At 62.5% G+C, this 20,968-nt stretch carries 17 protein-coding genes; 3 read left to right on the forward strand and 14 right to left on the reverse strand.

What is annotated here, in order from left to right; genetic code table 11:
- Positions 1-97: 97 nt before the first annotated feature.
- Both CD58_RS12335 and CD58_RS31605 read left to right on the forward strand, forming a co-directional pair.
- Positions 98-277 carry a hypothetical protein gene (locus CD58_RS12335; protein WP_003202673.1) on the forward strand — a complete coding sequence of 60 codons (180 nt, stop codon included), beginning with the start codon at positions 98-100 and terminating at the stop codon, positions 275-277.
- A gap of 175 nt (positions 278-452) precedes the next feature.
- Positions 453-578 carry a hypothetical protein gene (locus CD58_RS31605; RefSeq protein WP_003180680.1) on the forward strand — a complete coding sequence of 42 codons (126 nt, stop codon included), beginning with the start codon at positions 453-455 and terminating at the stop codon, positions 576-578.
- A gap of 129 nt (positions 579-707) precedes the next feature.
- Here CD58_RS31605 and CD58_RS12340 read toward each other — a convergent pair whose 3' ends face one another.
- The 9 genes from CD58_RS12340 to CD58_RS12380 all read right to left on the reverse strand — a co-directional run bounded on the left by CD58_RS12340 (position 708) and on the right by CD58_RS12380 (position 13,331).
- Complete coding sequence (locus tag CD58_RS12340; protein ID WP_025213302.1) at positions 708-1,310, reverse strand: glutathione S-transferase; 603 nt, start codon at positions 1,308-1,310, stop codon at positions 708-710.
- Positions 1,307-4,948 (reverse strand): AAA family ATPase, encoded by a 3,642-nt coding sequence (locus tag CD58_RS12345; RefSeq protein WP_025213303.1) that lies wholly within the window; start codon positions 4,946-4,948, stop codon positions 1,307-1,309. The genes CD58_RS12340 and CD58_RS12345 overlap by 4 nt, the downstream gene beginning before the upstream one ends.
- A complete protein-coding gene (locus tag CD58_RS12350) occupies positions 4,945-6,189 on the reverse strand; it encodes an exonuclease SbcCD subunit D C-terminal domain-containing protein (protein ID WP_025213304.1) in 1,245 nt (414 codons plus the stop codon). The genes CD58_RS12345 and CD58_RS12350 overlap by 4 nt, the downstream gene beginning before the upstream one ends.
- A gap of 298 nt (positions 6,190-6,487) precedes the next feature.
- Positions 6,488-8,125, reverse strand: a complete 1,638-nt coding sequence (locus CD58_RS12355; protein WP_025213305.1) for a BatD family protein — start codon at positions 8,123-8,125, stop codon at positions 6,488-6,490.
- The gene (locus CD58_RS12360) at positions 8,122-9,858 is read right to left on the reverse strand and encodes a VWA domain-containing protein (protein ID WP_025213306.1); all 1,737 of its coding nucleotides are present in this window, start codon (positions 9,856-9,858) and stop codon (positions 8,122-8,124) included. Before CD58_RS12360 ends, CD58_RS12355 begins: the two co-directional genes overlap by 4 nt.
- Complete coding sequence (locus tag CD58_RS12365) at positions 9,855-10,934, reverse strand: vWA domain-containing protein (RefSeq protein ID WP_025213307.1); 1,080 nt, start codon at positions 10,932-10,934, stop codon at positions 9,855-9,857. The genes CD58_RS12360 and CD58_RS12365 overlap by 4 nt, the downstream gene beginning before the upstream one ends.
- A complete protein-coding gene (locus CD58_RS12370) occupies positions 10,927-11,421 on the reverse strand; it encodes a DUF4381 domain-containing protein (RefSeq protein ID WP_025213308.1) in 495 nt (164 codons plus the stop codon). The genes CD58_RS12365 and CD58_RS12370 overlap by 8 nt, the downstream gene beginning before the upstream one ends.
- Positions 11,418-12,362, reverse strand: coding sequence for a DUF58 domain-containing protein (locus tag CD58_RS12375; RefSeq protein ID WP_025213309.1), 945 nt, complete (start codon positions 12,360-12,362; stop codon positions 11,418-11,420). Before CD58_RS12375 ends, CD58_RS12370 begins: the two co-directional genes overlap by 4 nt.
- A 9-nt stretch (positions 12,363-12,371) precedes the next feature.
- On the reverse strand, positions 12,372-13,331 hold the full coding sequence (locus CD58_RS12380) for an AAA family ATPase (RefSeq protein WP_025213310.1): 960 nt from the start codon (positions 13,329-13,331) through the stop codon (positions 12,372-12,374).
- A 565-nt stretch (positions 13,332-13,896) separates the two neighbouring features.
- Here CD58_RS12380 and CD58_RS12385 point away from each other — a divergent pair.
- Positions 13,897-14,265, forward strand: coding sequence for a DUF6124 family protein (locus CD58_RS12385; RefSeq protein ID WP_025213311.1), 369 nt, complete (start codon positions 13,897-13,899; stop codon positions 14,263-14,265).
- 270 nt (positions 14,266-14,535) lie between these two features.
- Here the strand turns inward: CD58_RS12385 and CD58_RS12390 are convergent, their stop codons facing one another.
- The 5 genes from CD58_RS12390 to CD58_RS12410 all read right to left on the reverse strand — a co-directional run bounded on the left by CD58_RS12390 (position 14,536) and on the right by CD58_RS12410 (position 20,818).
- Positions 14,536-16,251 carry an ATP-binding cassette domain-containing protein gene (locus tag CD58_RS12390; protein ID WP_025213312.1) on the reverse strand — a complete coding sequence of 572 codons (1,716 nt, stop codon included), beginning with the start codon at positions 16,249-16,251 and terminating at the stop codon, positions 14,536-14,538.
- 432 nt (positions 16,252-16,683) lie between these two features.
- Positions 16,684-17,661 (reverse strand): 2-hydroxyacid dehydrogenase, encoded by a 978-nt coding sequence (locus CD58_RS12395; RefSeq protein ID WP_025213313.1) that lies wholly within the window; start codon positions 17,659-17,661, stop codon positions 16,684-16,686.
- Positions 17,662-17,675: 14 nt separating this feature from the next.
- Complete coding sequence (locus CD58_RS12400) at positions 17,676-18,974, reverse strand: MFS transporter (RefSeq protein WP_025213314.1); 1,299 nt, start codon at positions 18,972-18,974, stop codon at positions 17,676-17,678.
- Positions 18,975-19,062: 88 nt separating this feature from the next.
- Positions 19,063-20,043 (reverse strand): sugar kinase, encoded by a 981-nt coding sequence (locus CD58_RS12405; RefSeq protein WP_025213315.1) that lies wholly within the window; start codon positions 20,041-20,043, stop codon positions 19,063-19,065.
- Positions 20,036-20,818: a sugar phosphate isomerase/epimerase family protein gene (locus CD58_RS12410; protein WP_025213316.1), complete on the reverse strand. Its 783-nt coding sequence runs from the start codon at positions 20,816-20,818 to the stop codon at positions 20,036-20,038. Before CD58_RS12410 ends, CD58_RS12405 begins: the two co-directional genes overlap by 8 nt.
- Positions 20,819-20,968: the final 150 nt, after the last annotated feature.

Here is a 20,968-nt window from a genome sequence, read left to right on the forward strand (position 1 = left end):
GTATTACAAAGCATTTCAAGCCCACACGCCTCGGCGCGTAAGTTTGCTTCACGGCCCAACCGGGCAAGCCAGCCAACTGAATCCGAGGTCTACCGCCATGAATCTGAATCTCTTCTCCGTGATCGCCGCTTCCGCCATCTCTGCCACTGTGGCGCTGCCTGCCAGTGCCAGTGTCGAGATCAGCGACAAGAAAAACCGTACCCAGAGCTACACCGAGAAATACCTGCAACAAAGTGCCAACTTCTATGCGGCGCTGGATCACAAGACCCAACACTGAAATCTCGCGCAACGACTGAAGCCTGCGATCTTTTCATCTTCACTGAACACCGGGTGAAAGAGAAAAGATCGCAGGCTTCGCCGTTTCTGGAAAAATCCAGCTGTAATATCACTTGGCCATGTGTTTAAATTTGACGCTGACAAATTGACTCCTTTGCAGGTTAAGGATCGACACCATGGCCATGCGTCTGGCAGTGATGCTGCTGTTTCTCTACTCCACTCCGATTGTTTCAGCCGCCCAACCGGATTCCGGTGAGTTGGAAGTGGCTCGTGAGCGATTGTTGAGTCTGCTTAGCGACTGATCGGATCGGCAACAATCGGGCTGCAGGATTGCCTTTGTGGCGAGGGAGCTTGCTCCCGCTCGATTGCGCAGCAATCGCAAAAAGGGTCCGCTGCGCGGCCCAGCGGGAGCAAGGGCTGTGTGCAGGCTGTTACTTGGCCATGATCGCCACGAACAGCTCGGACGCCAGGAACCGCTGCAACCACTGCTGCAAATGCGGGTAGGGCGCCTGGGCAAACCACTCGCGGTCGACATGGGCGAATTGCCGTATGAAGGGCATCACTGCTATGTCCGCCAGACTCTGGTGCTCCGCCGCCAGAAACGGCCGGGTTGCAAGCAGTGCCTCCAGGCGGCGCAGAAAGTCTTCGCCCTCGCTGCGGTAATACTCCTTCGGGTACTCGGGGTAGCGCTCGGGGTATTTGTAGCGATTCAGGTGAAGCTTGAACCGATGGTCGTTCTCCTCGATCAACGCCGCCGTCAACGCTTGGCCCACAGGATCGTCCAGCAGCCGCCAGTCTTGCGGATCATGCCGGGCCAAGGCCCAGGCCATGATCTCCAGGCTTTCATCGATTACCCGGCCCTCAACCTGCAGCACCGGCACCGTGCCTTTGCTGGACAATGCGAGCATCTCGGCAGGCTTGGCCTTCAGGCTGACTTCGACAATCTCCAACTCGACAGCGCTGTAGCGCAAGGCCATGCGCGCTCGCATTGCGTAGGGGCAGCGGCGGAAGGAATAGAGCGTGGCGCGGCTCATTTCACCTCCACGGTGCTCAACCCGTTGCCCTGGCGATGGACCTGGATCTGCACCGGGATCCGCTCGTGCATTTCCTGCACGTGGGAAATCACCGCGACCTTGCGGCCCTGGGCCTGCAACCCATCAAGGGCGTCCATCGCCAGTTGCAGGGATTCGGGGTCGAGGCTGCCAAACCCTTCGTCGATGAACAGCGACTCGATTTTCAGCGTGCTGGACGCCATCGAGGCCAGGCCCAGCGCCAAGGCGAGGGAGACCAGGAAGGTTTCGCCGCCGGACAACGAATGCACCGAGCGCAGTTCATCGCCCATCTCCGTGTCCATCACCAAAAGCCCGAGCATGCTGCCGCCGCGCTTGAGTCGGTAACGGCGAACCAGCTGCCGAAGCTGGACGTTGGCGTGGTGCACCAGCAAGTCGAGGTTGTAGGCCTGGGCCAGCTTGCGGAAACGGTCGCCGGTGGCCGAACCGATCAGCGCATCCAGTCGCGCCCAACGCTGGTATTCGACATAGGCCTGTTCGATCTGCTGGGCCAGGGCCTGGTTGGCGTTCTGCCGGCGCTGATCCTCGGCCTGTTCGGCGCGCAGTTCGGCGCAACGCTGTTCGCTGGCGGCGAATTGGGCTTGCAGCTCGGTGAGGGCTTCGGCCAATTGCTCCGGCAGCAAGTTGCCGTTGTGCTGGGCCTGGTGGTTTTGCAGACGCTGCTCGCGTTCGGTCAGCAGCACGCGGGCCTGCTCGATGGCTTTTTCGCTGTTGAGCAGGCGCTGGCGCAATTGGCTGACGTGCTGCTCATCCAGGCTGAGCAAGGTCTCAAGCGCAGCGTCGTCCAGCTCTGGATGGGAGGCGCGCCATTGTGCGATGCCGGCGGCCAGCGTCTGATGTTCTGCATTCAGCGATTGGGACTGTTCCTGCCGGGCTTTGAGTTCGGCGGCCCGTTGCACCAGGTTGTTACGCAACTCCTGCAGTTGTTGATTGGCTGTCGCCTCGGCATGGCGAGCCTGTTCGAGGGCCTGGTCAAGTTGTTGCTGCCACTGTTCGGCGCTGGAGTGTGCGCCCAGCCGTTGCGTGAGTGTTTGTTGGCAGGCCTGCTGTTGCTTGGTCAGGGCGTTGAATTGCTGACGCGCCGCTTCTAATTGCTGCACGCGAGTCTGCTGGCGGTCCTGCTCTTTCTCCAGGGTTTGCTGGCGCTGGAGTTGTTCGCTGAGTTCGTCGCGCTGCTGTTCCGATTGTTCCAGGCGCTGGGCAATCTGCTGGTCGAGCTGCATGAAGGTGGCGGCCGGTTCAGTACGCAGGGCCTGCAAGGTGTCGGCCGGCAACAGGGCGCTGAAGTGGCTCAGCTCATCGTCCAGGCGCTGGCGATCACGGGCCAGCTCCTGTTGCTGGTTGCTCAACTGCTGTGCCGCCTGCTGGCTTGCCGTTTCGGCATCGCGCAGTTGTTGGGCGAGGCGCGCGGCATCCTGTTGCAGGGTCAGCAGGGCGGTTTGTCGTTGTTCGTCCTGGCTGATGTGCTGATGCAGCTGACTGTTCTGCTGGGCCAGCCAAGTGTCACGCTTGTTCGAATCCTGGGCCAGCAACTGCGCCGACAGCGGGTGGGCTTCCAGGCTGGGGGTCAGGCTCTGCTGCTGGCTGGCGAGCTGTTCTTGTTGCTGTTTGAGTTCCTTGAGCTGGGCGATGACGCCGCTGTATTGCGCGCGCAGGTCGATGACTTTTTCATTGAGCCGCTCGACCGCTTTGCGGGCGTTGGCCTCTTCGTTTTCATCGTGACGCCCGAGGCTTTGCAGCAGCGCTTCGGGCTGATGATAAGGATGTTCGACACTGCCACACACCGGGCAGGGCTGCTCGTCCTGCAACTGCGCGCGCAGTTGCTCGACGCTTTCGCTGCGGGCCAGGCGCTGGCGCTCCAGCAGTTCACGGGTGACGCTCAGGGTCTGTTCGGCGATCGTCAGTTCGGCCTTCGCTTCACCGCCTTCACGTACCAACCGGTCGCGTTCCTGCAATGCCAACTGCTGGCGTTGCTCAAGCTCGGCGCCGCGTTTGTCCAGTTCTTGCTGGCTGGCCCAGAGCCGGGTCAGCTCTTCGAACGCTCGCAGTTGCTTGCGGTTGTCTTGCAGCAGGTTGCCGAGCAACTGGATCTGTTCGGCCACCGCTTCCGGTTCGGCGCCGGCTTCTTTGTAGAGGACTTCGAGGTCTTGCCGACGGGTCGCCAGGTCCTCGGCGGCGCGCGCGGCGCTGTGCTCCAGTGTGGCGAGTTCCGCCTGGCCCTGGTTCAGGCGATTGCCAATCAACATCAACTGCTGGAGTCGATCGCGATAGGCGTTCCAGGCATCGCTCAGCGGCGCAAGGTGGCTGCTTTGTTCAAGCTCGCCAGCGATACGCTGCAAACGTTCGGCCACTTGCTTTTGCTGTTCAAGCAAGGTGTCGATCGTGCGCTGGCCTTCGCTACAGGCCTGTTGCGCCTGTTCCTGGCGTTCGGCGCTGAGGCTCGCGTCCTGGGCCAGGCGGGCGAGGGTGCTCTGTTCGTCGAAGGCCTGGCGCAGCAATGGTGCACTGTCAGTGCTTTGCTGGCGGGCGCTGGTCAGCGCCTGATGCGCGTCCTCGAGGGCCTTTTCCAGTTCGGCTTGTTGGGCATGCAGGTCGATCTGCTGCTGGGTGAGCTGCTGGATCTGCGCCGCCAGGGGTTCGAGCTGCCGGTTCAGTTCCGTCTGGCGAATGAACTGATGCCGCTGGGGCGCCAGTTGTTCCAGGCGCGTCAGTTTCAGGCGTTCGTCTGCCAGCGTATTCCAATCGGCTTGGGCCTGTTGCAGTTGCTCGGCGGCGCTGCTCTGTTCGTCCTGCAACTGGCGCAGGTCCTTGAGCCAGGTGTGTTGCTGTTCCAACTGCTTGAGTTGGGCCTGTTGGGTCTTGAGTTGCTGCTGGGCTTCGTTGAAGCGCTGGTCCAGCTCGGCCCGGGCCTCGGGAGCGAGCGGCGTGACGCCGGTGGCCTGGTCCTGCAACTGTTTGTGGGTTTCCTTGGCGTGCTTGGCCTTGTCGAAGGCGCGGCGCCCGAGGCGGGTGTAGAGGGCGGTGTCGGTGAGTTTTTCCAGCAGTTCGCTGCGCTCGTTGTCATCGGCCTTGAGGAACGCACTGAACTCGCTCTGGGCCAGCAGTACGGCGCGGGTGAACTGCTCGAAATTCAGGCCAAGGGCCGCCTCGAGTTGGATCTTGTATTCGCCTTTCTGGCTCGCCAGCAGTTGATCGTTGTCCAGGTCCCGCAGGCTCTGGCGGCTGGCCTGCAACTTGCCGCCGGCCTTTTCCCGGGCACGATTGGCTTCCCAGCGGGCCCGATAGCGGCGCCCGTCGATGCCGCGAAAATCCACTTCGGCATAACCGTCGCCCGTACCCCGGCGCAACAACGTGCGCGGATCGCCCGTGGCAATGTCGCCGTCGGCGTCTGGCACCTTGGCGTCACGCCCGGTGTTGTTGAGGCGCGGCACGGCGCCGAACAGCGCCAGGCACAAGGCATCGAGCAGTGTGCTCTTGCCGGCGCCCGTGGGGCCGGTGATGGCGAACAGGCCGGCGCTGGCCAAGGGTTCGGCGGTGAAATCGATCTCGAAAGGCCCGGCCAGGGAGGCGAGGTTTTTGAGGCGGATCGCGAGAATCTTCATGGTTGCTCGCTCTCCATCTGCACGTCTTGCAACAGCACGGCAAAATCCTTGAGGGTCTGTTCGTCCACGTCATTGCCGTAGGTGTCCTGCCAGGCGCGGCTGAACAGTTCCTGTGGGCTGAGTTGGTCCAGCTCGATCAGCGCGGCGCCGTCATCGGCGCTGCCGTTGGCACCGTTGCCGGCGTACTCGGCGGCGATCCGCACCAGGCGCACGGCTTTGCCTTGCAGCGCGGTTTCAACCTGATGACGCAGGTCTGGCTGCGGCTCGTCGAGGCGCACCCGGACTTCCAGCCAGGGCTGACGCTGGACATCGGCCAACAGGTCGATGTCGGGCAGGTCCTTGAGTTGCACCAGGATCTCGGCCAGCGGTGCCGGGCCCAGGCGTTGCAGGTTGACGGCGCGGGGAATCAGCCGTGGCTCGACCTTGACCAGGGTTTCGCCGTCCAGGGTGATGTCGAGAATCTGGTGCTGATAGCCAATCTCCGAGAACGACAGTGGGATCGGCGAGCCGCTGTAGCGGATGCGCTCTTCACCGTTGACCTTCTGCGGCTTGTGCAAGTGGCCGAGGGCGACGTAGCTGATGCTTGGGCCGAACAGGCTGGCGGGCAGCGCTTCGGCGTTACCGATGATCAGGCTGCGTTCGGAATCCTCGGACACCGAGCCGCCGGCCATGTGCGCATGGCTGACGGCGATCAGCGCCTGGCCTTTCTTGCGCTTGCCGTTGGCGGCGGCGATCAGCCATTCATGGACCTGGCCAATGCCCCGCAAGTAGTCGTCGCCCAACTGCGCGCCGGTGACTTCGGCGGGTCGCAGGAACGGCAGGGCCAGGCACCACGCCTTGACCTTGCCCTTGGCGTCGGGCAACGGCAGCAGCAGGCGCTCGACGTCCAATTGGCCGTCGTCCAGCCACAACACCCGGCCCAGGGCATGGGTGCGCAAGCGTCGCATCAAGGGCGCCGGCAGCTCGATCCGCGAGCCGGAATCGTGGTTGCCGGCGATCATCACGATGGTCAGGTTGGCATTTTGTTCATGGGCGCTGACGATGAAGTCGTACAGTCGCTCCTGGGCTTTGACCGGCGGGTTCACGGTGTCGAAGATATCGCCGGCGATCAGCAGCACATCGGGTTTTTCGCTGGTCAGCTGGCGCAGTAGCCAGTCGAGGAAACAAGCGTGTTCGAAGTCGCGTTCCTGGCCGTGGAGGTTTTGCCCCAGGTGCCAGTCGGAGGTGTGAAACAGACGCAAGGTGAACTCCAGAAAACAGAGGGTGGCCGCGTGAAGAGGGGCGGCTAAAAGAAGGAGAGTTTACTGGGAAACCAGGGTGAGCACTTGCTCGACTTCGTTGGATGTACCGATCAAGTCTAGAGTCAACTCTGTGGCGAGGGGATTTATCCCCGATAGGCTGCGAAGCAGCCTTGGAATCTCACCTCTCCATCTGTCTGATGGAGTCGACAGTGTTGGGGCCGCTTCGCGGCCCAGCGGGGATAAATCCCCTCGCCACAGGTGCTGTGCCTGGCTTTATTTCTATACAGGAAACCGTGAATTACTTGGGGTACAACGGCGGCAACCCGGAATCACTGGCCGAGGCCAGCGCCCCTTCGGTGGGGGGAATCGCCCGAATCGCCCGCCACAGGTCTTCACCCTGCCAGTGCTGGCCGGTCTCGCTGTAGAGCGCGCCGTTGAGGCCGTCCAGGGCGTCGGACAGTGGTACGAAGCGCGCCGCCATGTCGGCCAGGGTTTCCGGTTGCTGGCGGGCCCAGGCGTCCAGGGCCTGGCGCGTAGCATGGGGGTCGTTGGCCAGGCAGGTGCGCTTGAGGTCGTCCAGCAGGGTGCGCGGGCTCGGTCCGGCCTGGGTCGAGCGCAGGATGGCCGGCTGCCAGCGGCCGCGCCACCACAGGGCGAAGCCCAGCACGGTCGTGCAGGCCAGGATCAAAGTACTCAGTTGCCAGTACCAGAGCATGTCGCTGTCGACCGTCGTCACGATCTGCGCCGTGCCCGCCGGCGTGTCCACCATCAGGCTCGGGTTGTTCGCCACTTGCAGGGTCCGTGCCGGGAGACTGGTGCGGTCCAGGTGGTTCTCCAGGGTGTTCCACCAGACCACTTCCACCGGCGGCAGCTCGATGGTGCCGCTGCGATTGGGCACCAGCGCCTCGCGGTCTTCTCGACTGCCCACCAGTCCGCGCTCACTGCTGCGGCTGCTGAGGACCGGTTGGTCCGGGTAGCGCCGCAGGCCATTGATCTCAGTGGCTGGCAGCGGCGGTAGCTGGGCGCTGGCCAGGCCTTCGGCTTCCAGGGTCAGGCTACGGGTCAGGGAGTCGCCCACCTGGCTGTGGGTCGGTTCCGGGCTCCAGCTCTCACTCAAGGACAGGCTGCGGGCCGGCAGCCAAGGCACATCGGCCGGGTAGCTGGCGGGCTTGGGATTGACGGTCAGGCGCAATTGCTCGGAACTGACGCGCATCAATTGGCCGGGTTTGGGCCCCGAAGGCGCTGCGCCCTGGGCCACCGGCTCGACCAGGGTGGCGCTGAAGGTCTGGGCCGGGATCGTCAGTTCGCCGCTGCGCTGCGGGTAGATGCCATAACGCAGTTCAATCACGCCATGGCGCACCTCGTTGATGACTTTTTCGTAGGTGCGCGACTCGCCCAGTTGTTCGGTGCGGGCGTCGGGGATGTGCAACGGCGTCAGGCTGCTGTCGTCGTACAGCGACACCGAATGGTAGATGCGCAGGGTCAGGATCGCCTGGGCCTGCACGTACACCTGGGCCTGGTCGAGGCTGGCTTCGATGAACACCGGCGCCAGGTTGCCGGAGGCGCTGCGGGTTTCGCTTTCGATCACTTGCAGGGTGATCGGCTGGCTGCTCGTTTCGCCCAGTTGCAAGGGCGGGATGACCACGGTGCCGCTTTGGCGCGGCAGCAGGGTCACGATCCAGCGGGTGGTGGCGCGGTTCTCGCCGTCGAGGGTGGTCAGTTGGTTGACCTGGCGGGTGCCACGCACCTCGAACAGCGCCTGGAGCGGGTTCAGGTCAGGCTTGCCGAACAAGGTGGCGTCAGTGGATTCCAGGGTCAGTTCCACCGTTTCCCCGGAGTTCAGGCGGCTGCGGTCCACACTGGCAGTCAGCTGTGCAGCCTGGGTTCCAGAGGCCCAGAGCAGCAACATGAGGAGGTAGGCGGTGAAGCGGGTCATTGGGTTTTTCCCTGGGCCTGATGGCTTTGCTGTTCATACCAGAATTTACGCCTGAGCAGCTCCCCTGGGTTATCCGGGATCTGGCGCAGCCATTGTTCCAGGGCCTGGCGCTGTTCTTCTTCGTTGCGCTGGCCAGCGGCGGGACGCAGCGGTGGGGTGGTGGTCTGCTCATCGGGCAGTTCGCTGCCCGGCACATCCTGGGCCGTGGGCGGTGGCGCTGTCCGGGGCGGCTGGGACTCGTCCGGTGTCGCGCTGCTCTCGGAAGAGGGTTGCCCCGGCTCCGAAGACTGGGTGGCGGTCTCGGCATCCGGCGATTGCTCGGCGGGGTTCGCGTCCTCGCTTTCGGCGGGTTTCGGTTCTTCCGCTGGCGGCGTCTGTTCTTTCAACAGGCTTTCCACCAGCGCCTTGTTGGTCTGGGCGGGGCGCAGGTCCGGTTGCAATTCCAGGGCCTGTTCATAAGCATCCAGCGCGGCTTCCAGTTCGCCGCTCCTGGCCAGGGCGTTGCCACGATTGTAATGGGCACGGGCATCGGTGCCTTCGGCAAAGCGCCGGGCGGCTTCGCCATAGTTGCCGGCTTCGTACAGGGCGACGCCTTGCCATTGGCGGTCCTCGAAGTGCTCGGCGGCCTCGGCGGGGTGTTTCTGCTTGAGCAAGTGCTGGCCCTGTTGGTCGGGACGCAACCACAGGTCCTGGAGTTCGAAGGCATGGCCGGTTTGCGGCAACACCCACAGCAGCGGCAGGCAGAACAACCAGCCTCGACGTCCGGCGCAAGCGGCCAGCAGCAACAGTGGCAGGAGCAGCCAGTAGCCTTGGTCGGCCCAGGTGTCCAGGCGCAATGTCTGGCCGTCGCTACGCAGATGCCGAGGGCCGTCCAGCAGGCCCAGGCCGCGCAGGTCGCTGTCGTCCAGGCGCGCCGGACGGTATCGGCCGTCCAACTCGTTGGCGAATGACTTGAGCCCCGGACTGTCCAGGCGCGGCAGCAGGATCGCGCCTTGGGCGTCCTTGAGGTAACTGCCATCTTCCTGGGCCACCGGTGTGCCTTCGCGGGTGCCGATGCCCAGCATCAGCCATTGCGTGGCGGAACCGTCCAGGGCCTGGCGGATGCCTTGGCGTTCCTGCTCGTTCAACGACGAACCGATCAGCAGGATCCGGCCGTGGCCAAGCTCGCCCTGGTCCAGCAGGGCCAGGGCCTTGTGGACAGCGAGGTCGGCGCGATGGCCGCTTTGCGGCATGATCGAAGGAGTGAGCGCTTCGAGCAGGTTGGCGCTGGTGGACAGGTCATCGGACAGCGGCACCAGCGTGTGGGCGCTGCCGGCATAGACAATGATCGCGGTCTGGGCGTCGCTGCGGTTTTGCAGCAGGTCCAGCACCTTGCGCCGGGCCTGTTCCAGGCGCTTGGGCGGAACGTCGGTGGCGAGCATCTCCGGGGTCAGCTCCAGCACCACCACCAGCGGGTCGGCAGGTTTCTGGCTGGTCTGTTCGACCCGTGCCCAGCTCGGTCCCAGCAACGCCAGGACCATCAGCAACCAACCCAGGCCCAGGGCGATCCATGGCAGCCTGCTTTCACGGCCACTGCCGCCACTGAGCAGCACGGCATGAAAGGCCGGAGGCAAGATCATCTGCCAGCGGCCTACGCGTTTCTGTCGATGCCACAGTTGCCAGAGCAACCAGCCCAGCAACGGCAGCAGCAAGATGAACCAGGGGCGCAGCCAGTGCGGCCAGAGGGCAATCATCGACGCCTCCGCAAGCGCAAGCGCTTGAGTCGCTGACGCCACTCGGCATGTTGGCTTGGCTGGAACAACGGCCGGTTGAACAGGCGTTGCAGTGGGTTATCCGGCCAACGTTCCCGCGCCACCAGCAATACGCTCAACAGCAGCGCAAGGGCCAGGGGCCCATGATAAAGCGCCAGGGCCGGGCGGGCCTGGGTCGGTTGCTGGGTCACCGGTTCGAGCTGATCGAGGGTGGTCTTGATCGCCAACAGTTGTTCGCCGTCCTGGGCGCGGAAATAGCGCCCGCCCGTGACCTGGGCGATCTCCTTGAGGGTCGGTTCGTCGAGGTCCAGGCTCGGGTTGACGCCCAAAAAGCCTGTCGTACCGCTTTGCTCCGGATCGGCGCCGATGCCGATCGGGTAGATTTTCACGCCTTCGTCGGCGGCCAGCCGCGCAGCGGTCAGCGGGTCGATTTCGCCACCGTTGTTGGCACCGTCGGTGACCAGGATCAGCACACGGCTGTGGGCCGGGCGCTGGCGCAGGCGCTTGAGGGCCAGGCCGATGGCGTCGCCAATGGCGGTGTTCTTGCCGGCGATGCCGATGCGCGCTTCGTCCAGCCAACGTCGCACCGTGCGGCGGTCAAAGGTCAGTGGTGCTTGCAGATAGGCCTGGCTGCCGAACAGGATCAGGCCGACCCGGTCACCTTCGCGGCCCTCGAGAAAGTCTCCCAGCATGTGTTGGACCAGCGCGAGGCGGCTGACCTCTTCGTCCTTCCACTGCATGTCAGGGAAATCCATGGATCCAGAAACGTCCACCGCCACCAGCAGGTCACGGCCGCTGGCGGCAATCGGCAGCGGTTCGCCCAACCATTGAGGACGGGCGGCGGCGATCAGCAACAGCAGCCAGAGCAGGATGAAGGGCGCCTGTTGACGCCAGGTCGGCAGATGGGCCCGGGCCCGACGGCCCACCAAACCTTCCAGATCGCCGAGGAAACTGACCTTGAGCGCCGGCTCGCCACTGTCGGCCGCCGGCAGCACCAAGCGCATTAGCCAGGGCAGCGGCAACAGGGCGAAGATCCACGGCCAGGCGAATTCAAACATGTTTGCGGATCCAGATTTCGACCGCTTGGGTCAGGCCGGCGATGGCTTTGTCATCGAGCTTGCATTCGGGCTTGTAGGCGCCTTCCACCAGTATCATCCAGCGCGTCAGGCCGGCGGCCGGGCAGCGGTTATCCAGGAAGGCCAGCCATTTACGCCCGTTGAGGGTGTGGCTCTGGCTGTAGGGGTAGTGGTTGCGGCACAAGCGCTTGAGCAGCCCGTTGAGCTGTTGCAGCCAGGCCCCGGCCGGCGCGCCGTCGTAGGGTTTGGGCAGCAGGGCGAGTTCGGCCAGGGCGGCCAGGCGTACCGGGTCCAGGGGTTGTTCGGCGCGGGCGGTGGTGCGCTTGACCGGAATGAACCGGCGCAGCTGCCACAGGCCCAGGCCCAGCAATGGGATCAATGCCAGCAGCAGCCACCAGCCCGGCGCGGGCGGCCAGAAACCGATAGAGGGCGGCGCCATCAGCGGCTGCAATTGATCGAGGCTGCTCATCGGCTTTTCCCGGCCCGCTTGGGGTTCAGGTATTCACGCAACTGCTCGACCATGTCGCCCTGGGTGCTCAGGGGCATCATCAGGATCCGCAGCTTCTGCGCCAGGATCTCCCAGCGTTCCTGGCGCGCCTCGGCCTGGGCGCGATAGGCCTGGCGCAGTTCGAAATTCAGGGTGTCGAGCTCCAACTGTGAGCCGCGCTGGGTGAAGCGCAGCAGGCCGGCGGCGGGCAGGGCATGATCCAGCGGGTCCGACAGCGGCAACAACAACAGGTCGCAATGACGTGACAGCAGGCTCAGCTGTTGCTCGGCGCTGTCCGACAGCGCACGCTCGTCGCAAATCACGATCACCAGACTGCCGGGCCGCAGCACTTCCCGGGCCCGGCGCAGGGCAATGCCGAACGAGTCGCGATCCGGTTCGCCTTCGGCGTGCAGCGACTGATTGACCCGCACCAGGCGGTTGAGCAGTTGTAGAAGACTCTGTTTGCTGCGCCGGGGCTTGACCTCGTAATGGCTGTTGTCGCCGAACACCAGCCCGCCGACCCGGTCGTTGTGCCCCAGCGCGGCCCAGCCGATCAGACTGGCGGCCTGGGCCGCGAGCACCGACTTGAACACCAGCCCCGAGCCGAAGAACAGCCGGTGGCTTTGCTCGATCATGATGAAGATCGGCCGCTCCCGTTCTTCGTGGAACAGTTTGGTGTGGGGTTCCTGGGTCCGGGCGGTGACGCGCCAGTCGATGGTGCGCACATCATCCCCGGCCTGGTAGACCCGCACCTGATCGAAATCCACTCCACGTCCGCGCAGCTTGGAGTGGTGCAGGCCGATCAACGGGCTGCGCTGGCCCGGGGTCGAGAACAACTGCACTTCACGCACGCGATGGCGCATCTCGATCAGCTCCGAAAGGCTGACGCGGATGCCCGGTGCGGGTGCCAGTGGGTTATTCATGACGCATGCTCAAGCGACAGCGACGACGTCGAGAATCCGCTGCACGACCCGATCCTGGTCGATGCCGGCGGCTTCGGCTTCGAACGACAGGATGATGCGATGGCGCAGCACGTCGAACAGCACGGCCTGGATGTCTTCCGGGCTGACGAAGTCACGTCCGGCCAGCCAGGCGTGGGCACGGGCACAGCGGTCCAGGGCGATGGAGCCCCGCGGGCTGGCACCGTAGGCGATCCACTCGGCCATCTCCGGGTCGAACTTGGCCGGTGTACGGGTGGCCATGACCAGTTGCACCAGGTATTCCTCCACGGCATCGGCCATGTACAACCCGAGGATTTCCTTGCGGGCAGAGAAAATCGCCTGCTGGCTCACGCGGCGTTCGGGCTTGGTTTCGCCGTTAAGCGCTTCACCCCGGGCCTGTTGCAGAATACGGCGTTCCACCGCCGCATCGGGAAAGCCGATTTTGACGTGCATCAGGAACCGGTCGAGCTGCGCTTCGGGGAGCGGGTAGGTGCCTTCCTGCTCGATCGGGTTCTGCGTGGCCATCACCAGGAACAGCGGCGACAGTTCATAAGTGCTGCGCCCGACGCTGACCTGGCGTTCGGCCATGGCTTCGAGCAGGGCCGACTGGACCTTGGCCGGGGCACGGTTGATTTCGTCCGCCAGCACCAGGTTGTGGAAGATCGGCCCTTGCTGGAACACGAAACTGCCGGTTTCGGGGCGATAGATCTCCGTGCCGGTGATGTCGGCGGGCAGCAGGTCGGGGGTGAACTGGATACGATGGAACTGCGCTTCGATCCCTTCGGCCAACTCCTTGATGGCCTTGGTCTTGGCCAGCCCCGGCGCGCCTTCCACCAGCATGTGGCCGTCGGCGAGCAGGGCGATGAGCAGGCGCTCGATGAGTTTTTCCTGGCCGAGAATCTGCGTTGAAAGAAAGGTTCGCAGCGCAAGCAGCGCTTCACGATGTTCCATCGGTGACTGTTCCTGGAAAGGGTGGCCCCAGGCGTTCAGATAACGCCGGGGCTGGGGGCGTTACTTTAATGCATGGCAGGGGGTGGCGACTAACGGGATTTTGATTGGCCGTGTGAATTGTGATCGGCTTGGAAAGATTGTGGGGGTGGGTTTGCTGTGGCGAGGGAGCTTGCTCCCGCTCGACCGGGCTGGTGCACCAGTGCGAAGCACTCACAAAGTGAAGGGGTGTTTATCTAGATGTAGGAGTGTTCTGTATCGGGCTACGTTGTCTTGCGCCATTGCCTACGACTGCGCCAGAATCCGCCGGCTTGTGCGCTTGGGAGGCAGGTTCTATCGTTTCCGGGTCGTTGAGGAATCAGCGATCGGGTTTGGTAGCCCGGTTTTCTGGCGCAGGTGCAGCCTGATATAGGGGGCTTTTCGTCCTCTGTTTTATGGTGGTCATGCGCAGGGCGTCCTTGGACGCGCCGGGTTGCCAGGTAACCGGTCTACCAACCTTCGTATGGCCACCTCCCTTCGTTTGGTAGCGAGAGAGATGGCTCCAATTTTCTAATCTGGAGTTTCATCTATGTTCAAAGTAACCCCAAACCCGCCGGACACCGATCCGATCTCACCGCGTCCAAAAAACAAGTCCCAAAAACACGACGAAGTCACCGACCGAGTCCTCGACCATTACCTGAACCCCAAACCAGGCAAATCCGAAGCAGAACCTGCTCCGGGCCAACTCTTCACCGTCAACAAAGACATCGACACCGAAAGCCTGCTTGCCAACCTCAGCGAAACCCTGGCTTCGGCCAATGCCATGGTCAATGACCTGGCTTTCGACCTGGACGGTTCGCGCCGACATTTCCTCCTGGGCATTCAGCAATTGATCGAACTGGGCAGCCTGCTGGCGAACCGTGCACTGGACAACATCGAAACCCGTCAGCCGACATAACCCCCGTGGCGAGGGAGCTTGCTCCCGCTGGGCTGCGCAGCAGCCCCAAACCGAGCCGGCGTGGTTCCCCAGACACACCGCGCCCGCCGGGCCTGCGACTGCTGCGCAGTCGAGCGGGAGCAAGCTCCCTCGCCACAAGGGACTTGCGTCACTCCTTAAATCCTGGGCAAGCCGCAAAACCTGTGGGCCCAGGATCTGAGTGTTGTCACAGCTCCAATGTGGGAGCGAGCTTGCTCGCGATGACGGCAGCAGATCCAGCACCCTATTTCGCTAATTCTGGGTTCGAATCTCATCCACCAGCAGCTTGACTGCTGGCCTTTCGATCAGCTCCCGCCACGGACCATCCTCCACGATTGCCCCGTCATGCATCACAATGACCCGGTCAAACCGATGCAGGTGGTCAACGTCATGGGTGACACAGATCAACCCCTGCCCGGCAAAAACGTCGAATAACAGCTCCCAAAGGGGCGTGGTCAGCCTAGGTTCGATGGATGCGCTTGGCTCGTCGAACATATTGAATTTTCCGGGCTTGTTGATCAGGCGCAGCAGCGATAGGCGTTTGGCTTCGCCTCCGGAGATATTCGATGCATTTTCGCTGACCTGCCTTGTTGTCACGATCTCATCCAGTTCCAGTTGCCGTATGGCCCTAGACAGAATCGGCGACGCGCTGCCTCCGAACAGGACAGATTGTTCAAAAGAGCCTTCCAGAAACCGTGGTTGTTGGGGGCAGTATCTCAAGGCGTCCAAGTGCGCTTGACCGGTCAAAAGTGAGACCGGTACCGAGTCGATACTCAGTTGGTCTCGCGTTGATGCATCAAGCCCGGCGAGGACTTCCAGAAAAGTGGTTTTGCCTGCGCCGCTAGGGCCCGTAACGGCCACTGACTGCCCTTGAGTAAATGCCAGGAAGCGCTTGATCGACAGGCGAAGCGGTCCCGTTCCTGCCACTTCGCAGGGGCCGAGCTCCAGGACTGAGGACCGCTGGAAATCAACCCGCGCCAGCCGATTGCTGCAATCGAAATCCGGAAGTGATAGCAAACCCTGAAATTGACGCTGGTCTGCAAGGAACTGATCAAGAACACGATACCCTTCAGTCAAGGTTGAAATACTCAGCAGATAACTCCCCGCGATTGAAAAAATGGCAACCAACTGCCCGACACTGATACTGGGCTGACCCGACAGTTGGTCCACGACGCCCCAGTAGAGCAATCCCCCAGTGGAAAGGCTTACGAACAGTATCTTGGCGGTGCTCAGCAGGCCGCCCGATGATGCTGTAGTCACCGCAGCGTTGGCATAGCCTCCGAACGCCGCGTTCAACGGGCGCAGGGCCGTAGGTATGGTGCTTTCCAGTTTTATGACTTTTCCGGCGTTAAGGGTGTTGTAGAGGTGGGCACTTAATTCATCTTCCTGTTCATTGACCGCATCAATGTGCTTTCTCCGCCATCTGATAATTTTATGGGTGACAGCCAGATAGATAACTCCGAACGCCGTCATGCTCAAAAAAATTTCACTGCCCCCTATGTAAATAAAAGCAGCTCCAACAACTATGAATTCCAAGAGTACGGGAAGCGCAATGGTCACAATGAAAGTCAGCAGTTGTTCGTGAGCCGTAATGCCGCGCTCGACCGATTTGATGAAGTGGCCGATTCTCCAGGAGTTGAATAACGAAAATTCCTTGCCTATGAGTTCAGTGATCCACTCGATGGAAGCGTTCATGATAATGCTCTGCACCAGCTTGGACAGCGCATGGGTTTGCAGTGGAGTGATGATGGCATGAATACATCCCGCAACAATCAGGCCTATCGTCAGTGCGAGCAGCGTGCTGGAGGCTGGATTTCTGTTGCCTTGCAGGGTGTCGATGATGGTTCCAAGTAACAGTGGTGGGGCGAGTGTGATGAGTTTGAGTGCGACGATTGTCGCGACGGTTAATATCAGAAGTGACGTATGTTTTTCGCATGCAGTTCTAATAAGCATTTGTATAGATAGCATGCGACCGTCCGTGAGGAATTGCGATTTAGGCATTAACTGGCGTGTTAGCGGCACCGAAGGGCGCGCGCATTGAGTTATATGAATAGCAGCAGGTTTCTGGATGAGCTAGAGCGCAACATCCGACGTTGATGTAGGGGGCTTCCTGACAATCGGTAAGACGTATCTGAAGGAAAATCTGCCGCGGATTTTTATGTACATTTGTTAAGTCAGGTTTTGTAGGGGGTTAACTTAAGGGGCGTCCACACACCCTGAAAGTCGGCCGTATTTTTCGGCTAACCATTGTGGCGAGGGAGCTTGCTCCCGCTGGGCTGCGCAGCAGCCCCAAACCGAGCCGGCGCGGTTCCCCAGACACACCGCGCCCGCCGGGCCTGCGACTGCTGCGCAGTCGAGCGGGAGCAAGCTCCCTCGCCACAGCCGTGCTTGGCTGATTGCTCAGCCTACCCACGCCCCCGCATTCACCAGATTCACCGGCCGTTCACCCGCCAATGCCGCCAGCAGATTATCCACCGCACAACGCGCCATCGCTTCCCGTGTCTCATGGGTGGCCGAGCCCATGTGCGGTGTCGCCACCACATTATCCAGTTGCAACAGCGGCGAATCCGCACTCAAGGGCTCGCGCTCGAACACGTCCAGCCCCGCGCCACGGATCTGGCCGCTGCGCAGGGCGTCGATCAGGGCCGCTTCGTCCACCACCTTGCCCCGGGAGATATTGATGAAGAGGGTCTCGGGACGCATTCGGGCAAACGCCTGGGCGCCGATCAGTCCTTGGGTTTCAGCCGTCAAGGGCAAGGTCAGGCAAACGAAGTCCGCCTGCTGCAACAATGTTTCGAGGCTGCAATAGCGTGCATTGAAACGCTGCTCGACCGCGGGTTTTGGCGAGTGGCTGTGGTAGAGCACCGGCATGCCGAAGCCGAAGTGCCCGCGCTGGGCCAAGGCTTCGCCGATGCGGCCCATGCCGATGATGCCCAGGGTCTTGCCATGGACGTCGCTGCCGAAATGCTTGGGGCCGATGCTCTGTTGCCAGCCGCCGCTGCGCACCAGGTTGGCCAGTTCCACCACGCGGCGGGCGGTTGCCAGGATCAGGGCGAAACCGGTGTCCGCGGTGGTTTCGGTGAGCACGTCCGGGGTATTGGTCAGCAGGATCCGGCGTTCGGTCAGGTAGTCGATGTCGTAGTTGTCGACCCCCACCGAGACGCTGGCGATGGCTTGCAGGTTCGGCGCCAGGTCCAGCAACGGCGCGTCCAGTTTGAGGCTGGCACCCAGCAAGCCATGGGCGCTTGGCAAGGCCTCGCGCAGTTGCACCAGGCCCTGCGCGTTGAGGCGCTCGATGAGCGTGACTTGGGCCTGGGCTTGCAAACGGGCCATTAATTGCGCTGACAGCGCCTTGTACAACACCACGTGCTTTTTCATGGAGGGGTCTCGATTCAGGAATGGGCGGGCGCCGAGTGTGGCGTCGCGGTTTTCGGCACGGCCCGGTCGCTGGCGCCGGGCTTGAGGGCGAGGGTCAGCACTACGGCCATCAGCAACGCGCCGCTCATCAATAGGAAGGACATGCCAGGGGAGCCGGTGGAGCCGTTGAGGTAACCCACCAGGTACGAGCCGCCGAACGAACCCAGCGCGCCCATGCTGTTGATCAGCGCCATGGCACCGCCGGCGACGTTGGCGGGGAGGATTTCCGGAACGATGGCAAAAAACGGCCCGTACGGCGCATACATGCAAGCCCCGGCGACCACCAGCAGGCTGTAGGACCACCAGAAATGTTCAGGCCCCAGCAGGTACGAGGCATAGAACGCGATGGACGCGACCAGCAGCGGCGGCCAGACGAAGCGCTTACGCTTCTGGGCCTTGTCCGAGGCCCAGGACACCACCAGCATGCCGACCACCGCCGCCAGGTACGGCAACGACGACAGCCAACCGGCCTCGACCATGCTCATCTGCAAGCCCGCCTTGAGGATGGACGGCAACCACAGCACGAACCCGTAGACCCCAATGCTCCAGCAGAAAAACTGCAGCGCCAGGATGATGACCTTGGGCGAGCGGAAGGCCTCGGCATAGTTCTTCACCGCCTTGATGCCGACCTGTTCAGCCGCCAGTGCGCTTTCCAGGTCGTGTTTTTCCTGCTCGCTGAGCCACTTGGCCTGGGATGGACGATCATCGGCCAGGCGCCACCAGATAAAGGCCCAGAGTACCGCCGGCAGGCCTTCAATGATGAACATCCAGCGCCAGTCGAATTGCTGCACCAGGTAACCCGATACCACCGACATCCACAGCATGGTCACCGGGTTGCCGAGGATCAGGAAGGTGTTGGCGCGCGAGCGTTCGGCCCGGGTGAACCAGTGACACAGGTACACCAGCATGGCCGGCATCACGGCGGCCTCGACCACGCCGAGCATGAAGCGGATCACGATCAGCCAGTACGCGTTGGAGACGACCCCGGTCAGCGTCGCCAGGGAGCCCCAGAGGATCAGGCTGACGAAAATCAGTTTTTTCACGCTGTGTTTCTGCGCGTAGATCGCCCCCGGCACTTGGAAGAAAAAGTAACCGAGGAAAAACAGAGCGCCCAGCAAGGACGACAGCCCCGGCGTGATCATCAGGTCCTCGGCCATGCCCGAGGCGGCGGCGAACCCGTAGTTGGCCCGGTCCAGGTAGGCCAGGCTGTAGGTGATGAACACGATGGGCATGATGTACCACCAGCGACGGGTGGCGAGGTTGAGCGTTTGCATGTCGTTGACTCCTGAGCTTGTTGTTTTTGTTTGCAGCAGGTGTGTTTTGCGGTGGCCTCTATCACGAGCAAGCTCGCTCCCACAGGGGTTAACTCGATCCCATGTGGGAGCGAGCTTGCTCGCGATAGGCGGTTTCAAATTCAGCCAATAACTCAGCGCGGGTCGGCAATCCCTCCATGTCCCCACGGCTCTGTACCGCGCGGCTGCCGATCCAATTGGCGCGTTGCACGGCCTCGGTGATGGCGCGTCCTTCGAGCAACGCACTGATCAGGCCGACGGCAAAGCCATCGCCGGCACCCACAGTGTCCACTACGCGGGCCACCGGCACGCCGGCGACAACACCCTGGTCCTGCGGCGTGCGGTAATAGGCGCCGTCCGGGCCGAGCTTGATCACCACGGCTTCGGCGCCCTGGTCCAGGTAAAACGCGGCGATGTCGGCGGGCTCGTCGTACCCGGTCAGCAAGCGGCCTTCGCTGAGACCCGGCAAGACCCAGTGGGCGAGGGCGGCGAGGCGATTGATTTCGCGAATCATCATCGACTCACTGGGCCACAGGCTTGGCCGCAGGTTGGGATCGAACGACAGGCTGCGACCGGCCTCGCGCATGCGGGTCATCAGCTCAAAGGACATCTCCCGGGCGGTGAGCGACAGCGCTGGCACAATGCCGGTGGCGTGCAAGTGACGGGCACCCAGCAGCGGCGCTGCGATGGATGCGAACGACAGCTGGCTGGCCGCCGAGCTGCGGCGGAAGTATTCGACTTGCGGATCGCTGCCGTCGTCGGTGCGGGATTTGAACTGGAAGCCGGTGGGGCGTTCCGGATCGACCGCCACGTGACGACAATCCAAACCTTCGTTCTCCAGCGTCTGCACGACGAAACGTCCCAGGGAATCGGCGCCGACCCGGCTCAGCCACGCGACCTTGAAGCCCAGTCGCGACAGACCGATGGCCACATTGCTGTCGGCCCCGGCAATGCGTTTATGAAACTGGTTGACGCAGGCCAGGTCACCGTTCTGGTCGGCCACCAGCATCGCCATGGTTTCGCCGAACGACAACACATCGAACTCAGACATGGGCAGGCTCCCGGCGTGGCTGCCCGAGGCGGGCAAGAGTGGCGACATGTTCAGCGGTCAATTGCAGCAGGTCATCGCCTTGCAGCGGGTACTCGGCGGCACGCATCACGCTGGCTGGCATCTGCTTGAGCAACTGTTCCCACAGATGCAGGTCCACCATCGCCGGAGGCACGGCAATCAGTTTGCCGTCGGCGCGCCGGGCCACGGCCTTGCAATGCACATATGCCACATGCCGTCCGAGCTGCCGGGCCGCCACGGCCGCCGATTGGTCCTGCCATTGCCAGTTGCCAATGTCGAAGGTCATGCCGATGGGCAGCGCTTGCTGCTCGGCTGCGGCGAAGAACCGTTGCAACGGCTCGATTCGCCCGCCCTGCAAGGTCTGGTCGTTTTCCACCAGCAACTGCACCGGGCTTGCGGCGAGCACATCCGCCAAGGCTGACAGGTCATGAGAATCGCTGAAGTGACCGAGGGAGACTTTCAGCCATGTCGAGCCGAACGCCTCGGCACGTTGCAAGGTAGGCGCCAGGGCGGGATTAGGTTTGGACCGACCCGCGAGCCACAACTCAAGGGGTGACGAAAAAATGCTTTGCAGACCTTGGGCCTGGGCGTCCGAGGCCAATTCAGCGGGCTGTTCGGTGGTGAGCAATTCTTCGCGCCATTCGATCCGCGAGGCGCCGGCAGCGGCCAGCAGATTGATGAAGCTGCCTTGGCCATGTTGCCGCACCAGATCGGCGCCGTAGCTGGAAAGGCTGATGGAAACGGGTGGTTTGTTCATTGTTGTTGTACCTCTGAAACCGGTTTCAGTTCTGTTCAAAAAAAGGGTTCAAAAAAAAGCGTTCAAAAAAAAGGGGGTGTGCTTCAGGGCCCTATCGCGAGCAAGCTCGCTCCCACAGGGATCTCCCACAGGGATCTTCAGTGCGACGCA

The organism is Pseudomonas brassicacearum, from assembly GCF_000585995.1.
Lineage (GTDB): Bacteria > Pseudomonadota > Gammaproteobacteria > Pseudomonadales > Pseudomonadaceae > Aquipseudomonas > Aquipseudomonas brassicacearum_A.

Bases quoted from the DNA above. Each gene is read 5' to 3' on its own strand.
- CD58_RS12380 (WP_025213310.1), bottom strand. From the start codon at position 13,331: ATGGAACATCGTGAAGCGCTGCTTGCGCTGCGAACCTTTCTTTCAACG.
- CD58_RS12370 (WP_025213308.1), bottom strand. From the start codon at position 11,421: ATGAGCAGCCTCGATCAATTGCAGCCGCTGATGGCGCCGCCCTCTATC.
- CD58_RS12390 (WP_025213312.1), bottom strand. From the start codon at position 16,251: ATGCTATCTATACAAATGCTTATTAGAACTGCATGCGAAAAACATACG.
- CD58_RS31605 (WP_003180680.1), top strand. From the start codon at position 453: ATGGCCATGCGTCTGGCAGTGATGCTGCTGTTTCTCTACTCCACTCCG.
- CD58_RS12405 (WP_025213315.1), bottom strand. From the start codon at position 20,043: ATGTCTGAGTTCGATGTGTTGTCGTTCGGCGAAACCATGGCGATGCTG.
- CD58_RS12410 (WP_025213316.1), bottom strand. From the start codon at position 20,818: ATGAACAAACCACCCGTTTCCATCAGCCTTTCCAGCTACGGCGCCGAT.
- CD58_RS12385 (WP_025213311.1), top strand. From the start codon at position 13,897: ATGTTCAAAGTAACCCCAAACCCGCCGGACACCGATCCGATCTCACCG.
- CD58_RS12360 (WP_025213306.1), bottom strand. From the start codon at position 9,858: ATGATTGCCCTCTGGCCGCACTGGCTGCGCCCCTGGTTCATCTTGCTG.
- CD58_RS12400 (WP_025213314.1), bottom strand. From the start codon at position 18,974: ATGCAAACGCTCAACCTCGCCACCCGTCGCTGGTGGTACATCATGCCC.
- CD58_RS12365 (WP_025213307.1), bottom strand. From the start codon at position 10,934: ATGTTTGAATTCGCCTGGCCGTGGATCTTCGCCCTGTTGCCGCTGCCC.
- CD58_RS12345 (WP_025213303.1), bottom strand. From the start codon at position 4,948: ATGAAGATTCTCGCGATCCGCCTCAAAAACCTCGCCTCCCTGGCCGGG.
- CD58_RS12340 (WP_025213302.1), bottom strand. From the start codon at position 1,310: ATGAGCCGCGCCACGCTCTATTCCTTCCGCCGCTGCCCCTACGCAATG.
- CD58_RS12375 (WP_025213309.1), bottom strand. From the start codon at position 12,362: ATGAATAACCCACTGGCACCCGCACCGGGCATCCGCGTCAGCCTTTCG.
- CD58_RS12395 (WP_025213313.1), bottom strand. From the start codon at position 17,661: ATGAAAAAGCACGTGGTGTTGTACAAGGCGCTGTCAGCGCAATTAATG.
- CD58_RS12355 (WP_025213305.1), bottom strand. From the start codon at position 8,125: ATGACCCGCTTCACCGCCTACCTCCTCATGTTGCTGCTCTGGGCCTCT.
- CD58_RS12335 (WP_003202673.1), top strand. From the start codon at position 98: ATGAATCTGAATCTCTTCTCCGTGATCGCCGCTTCCGCCATCTCTGCC.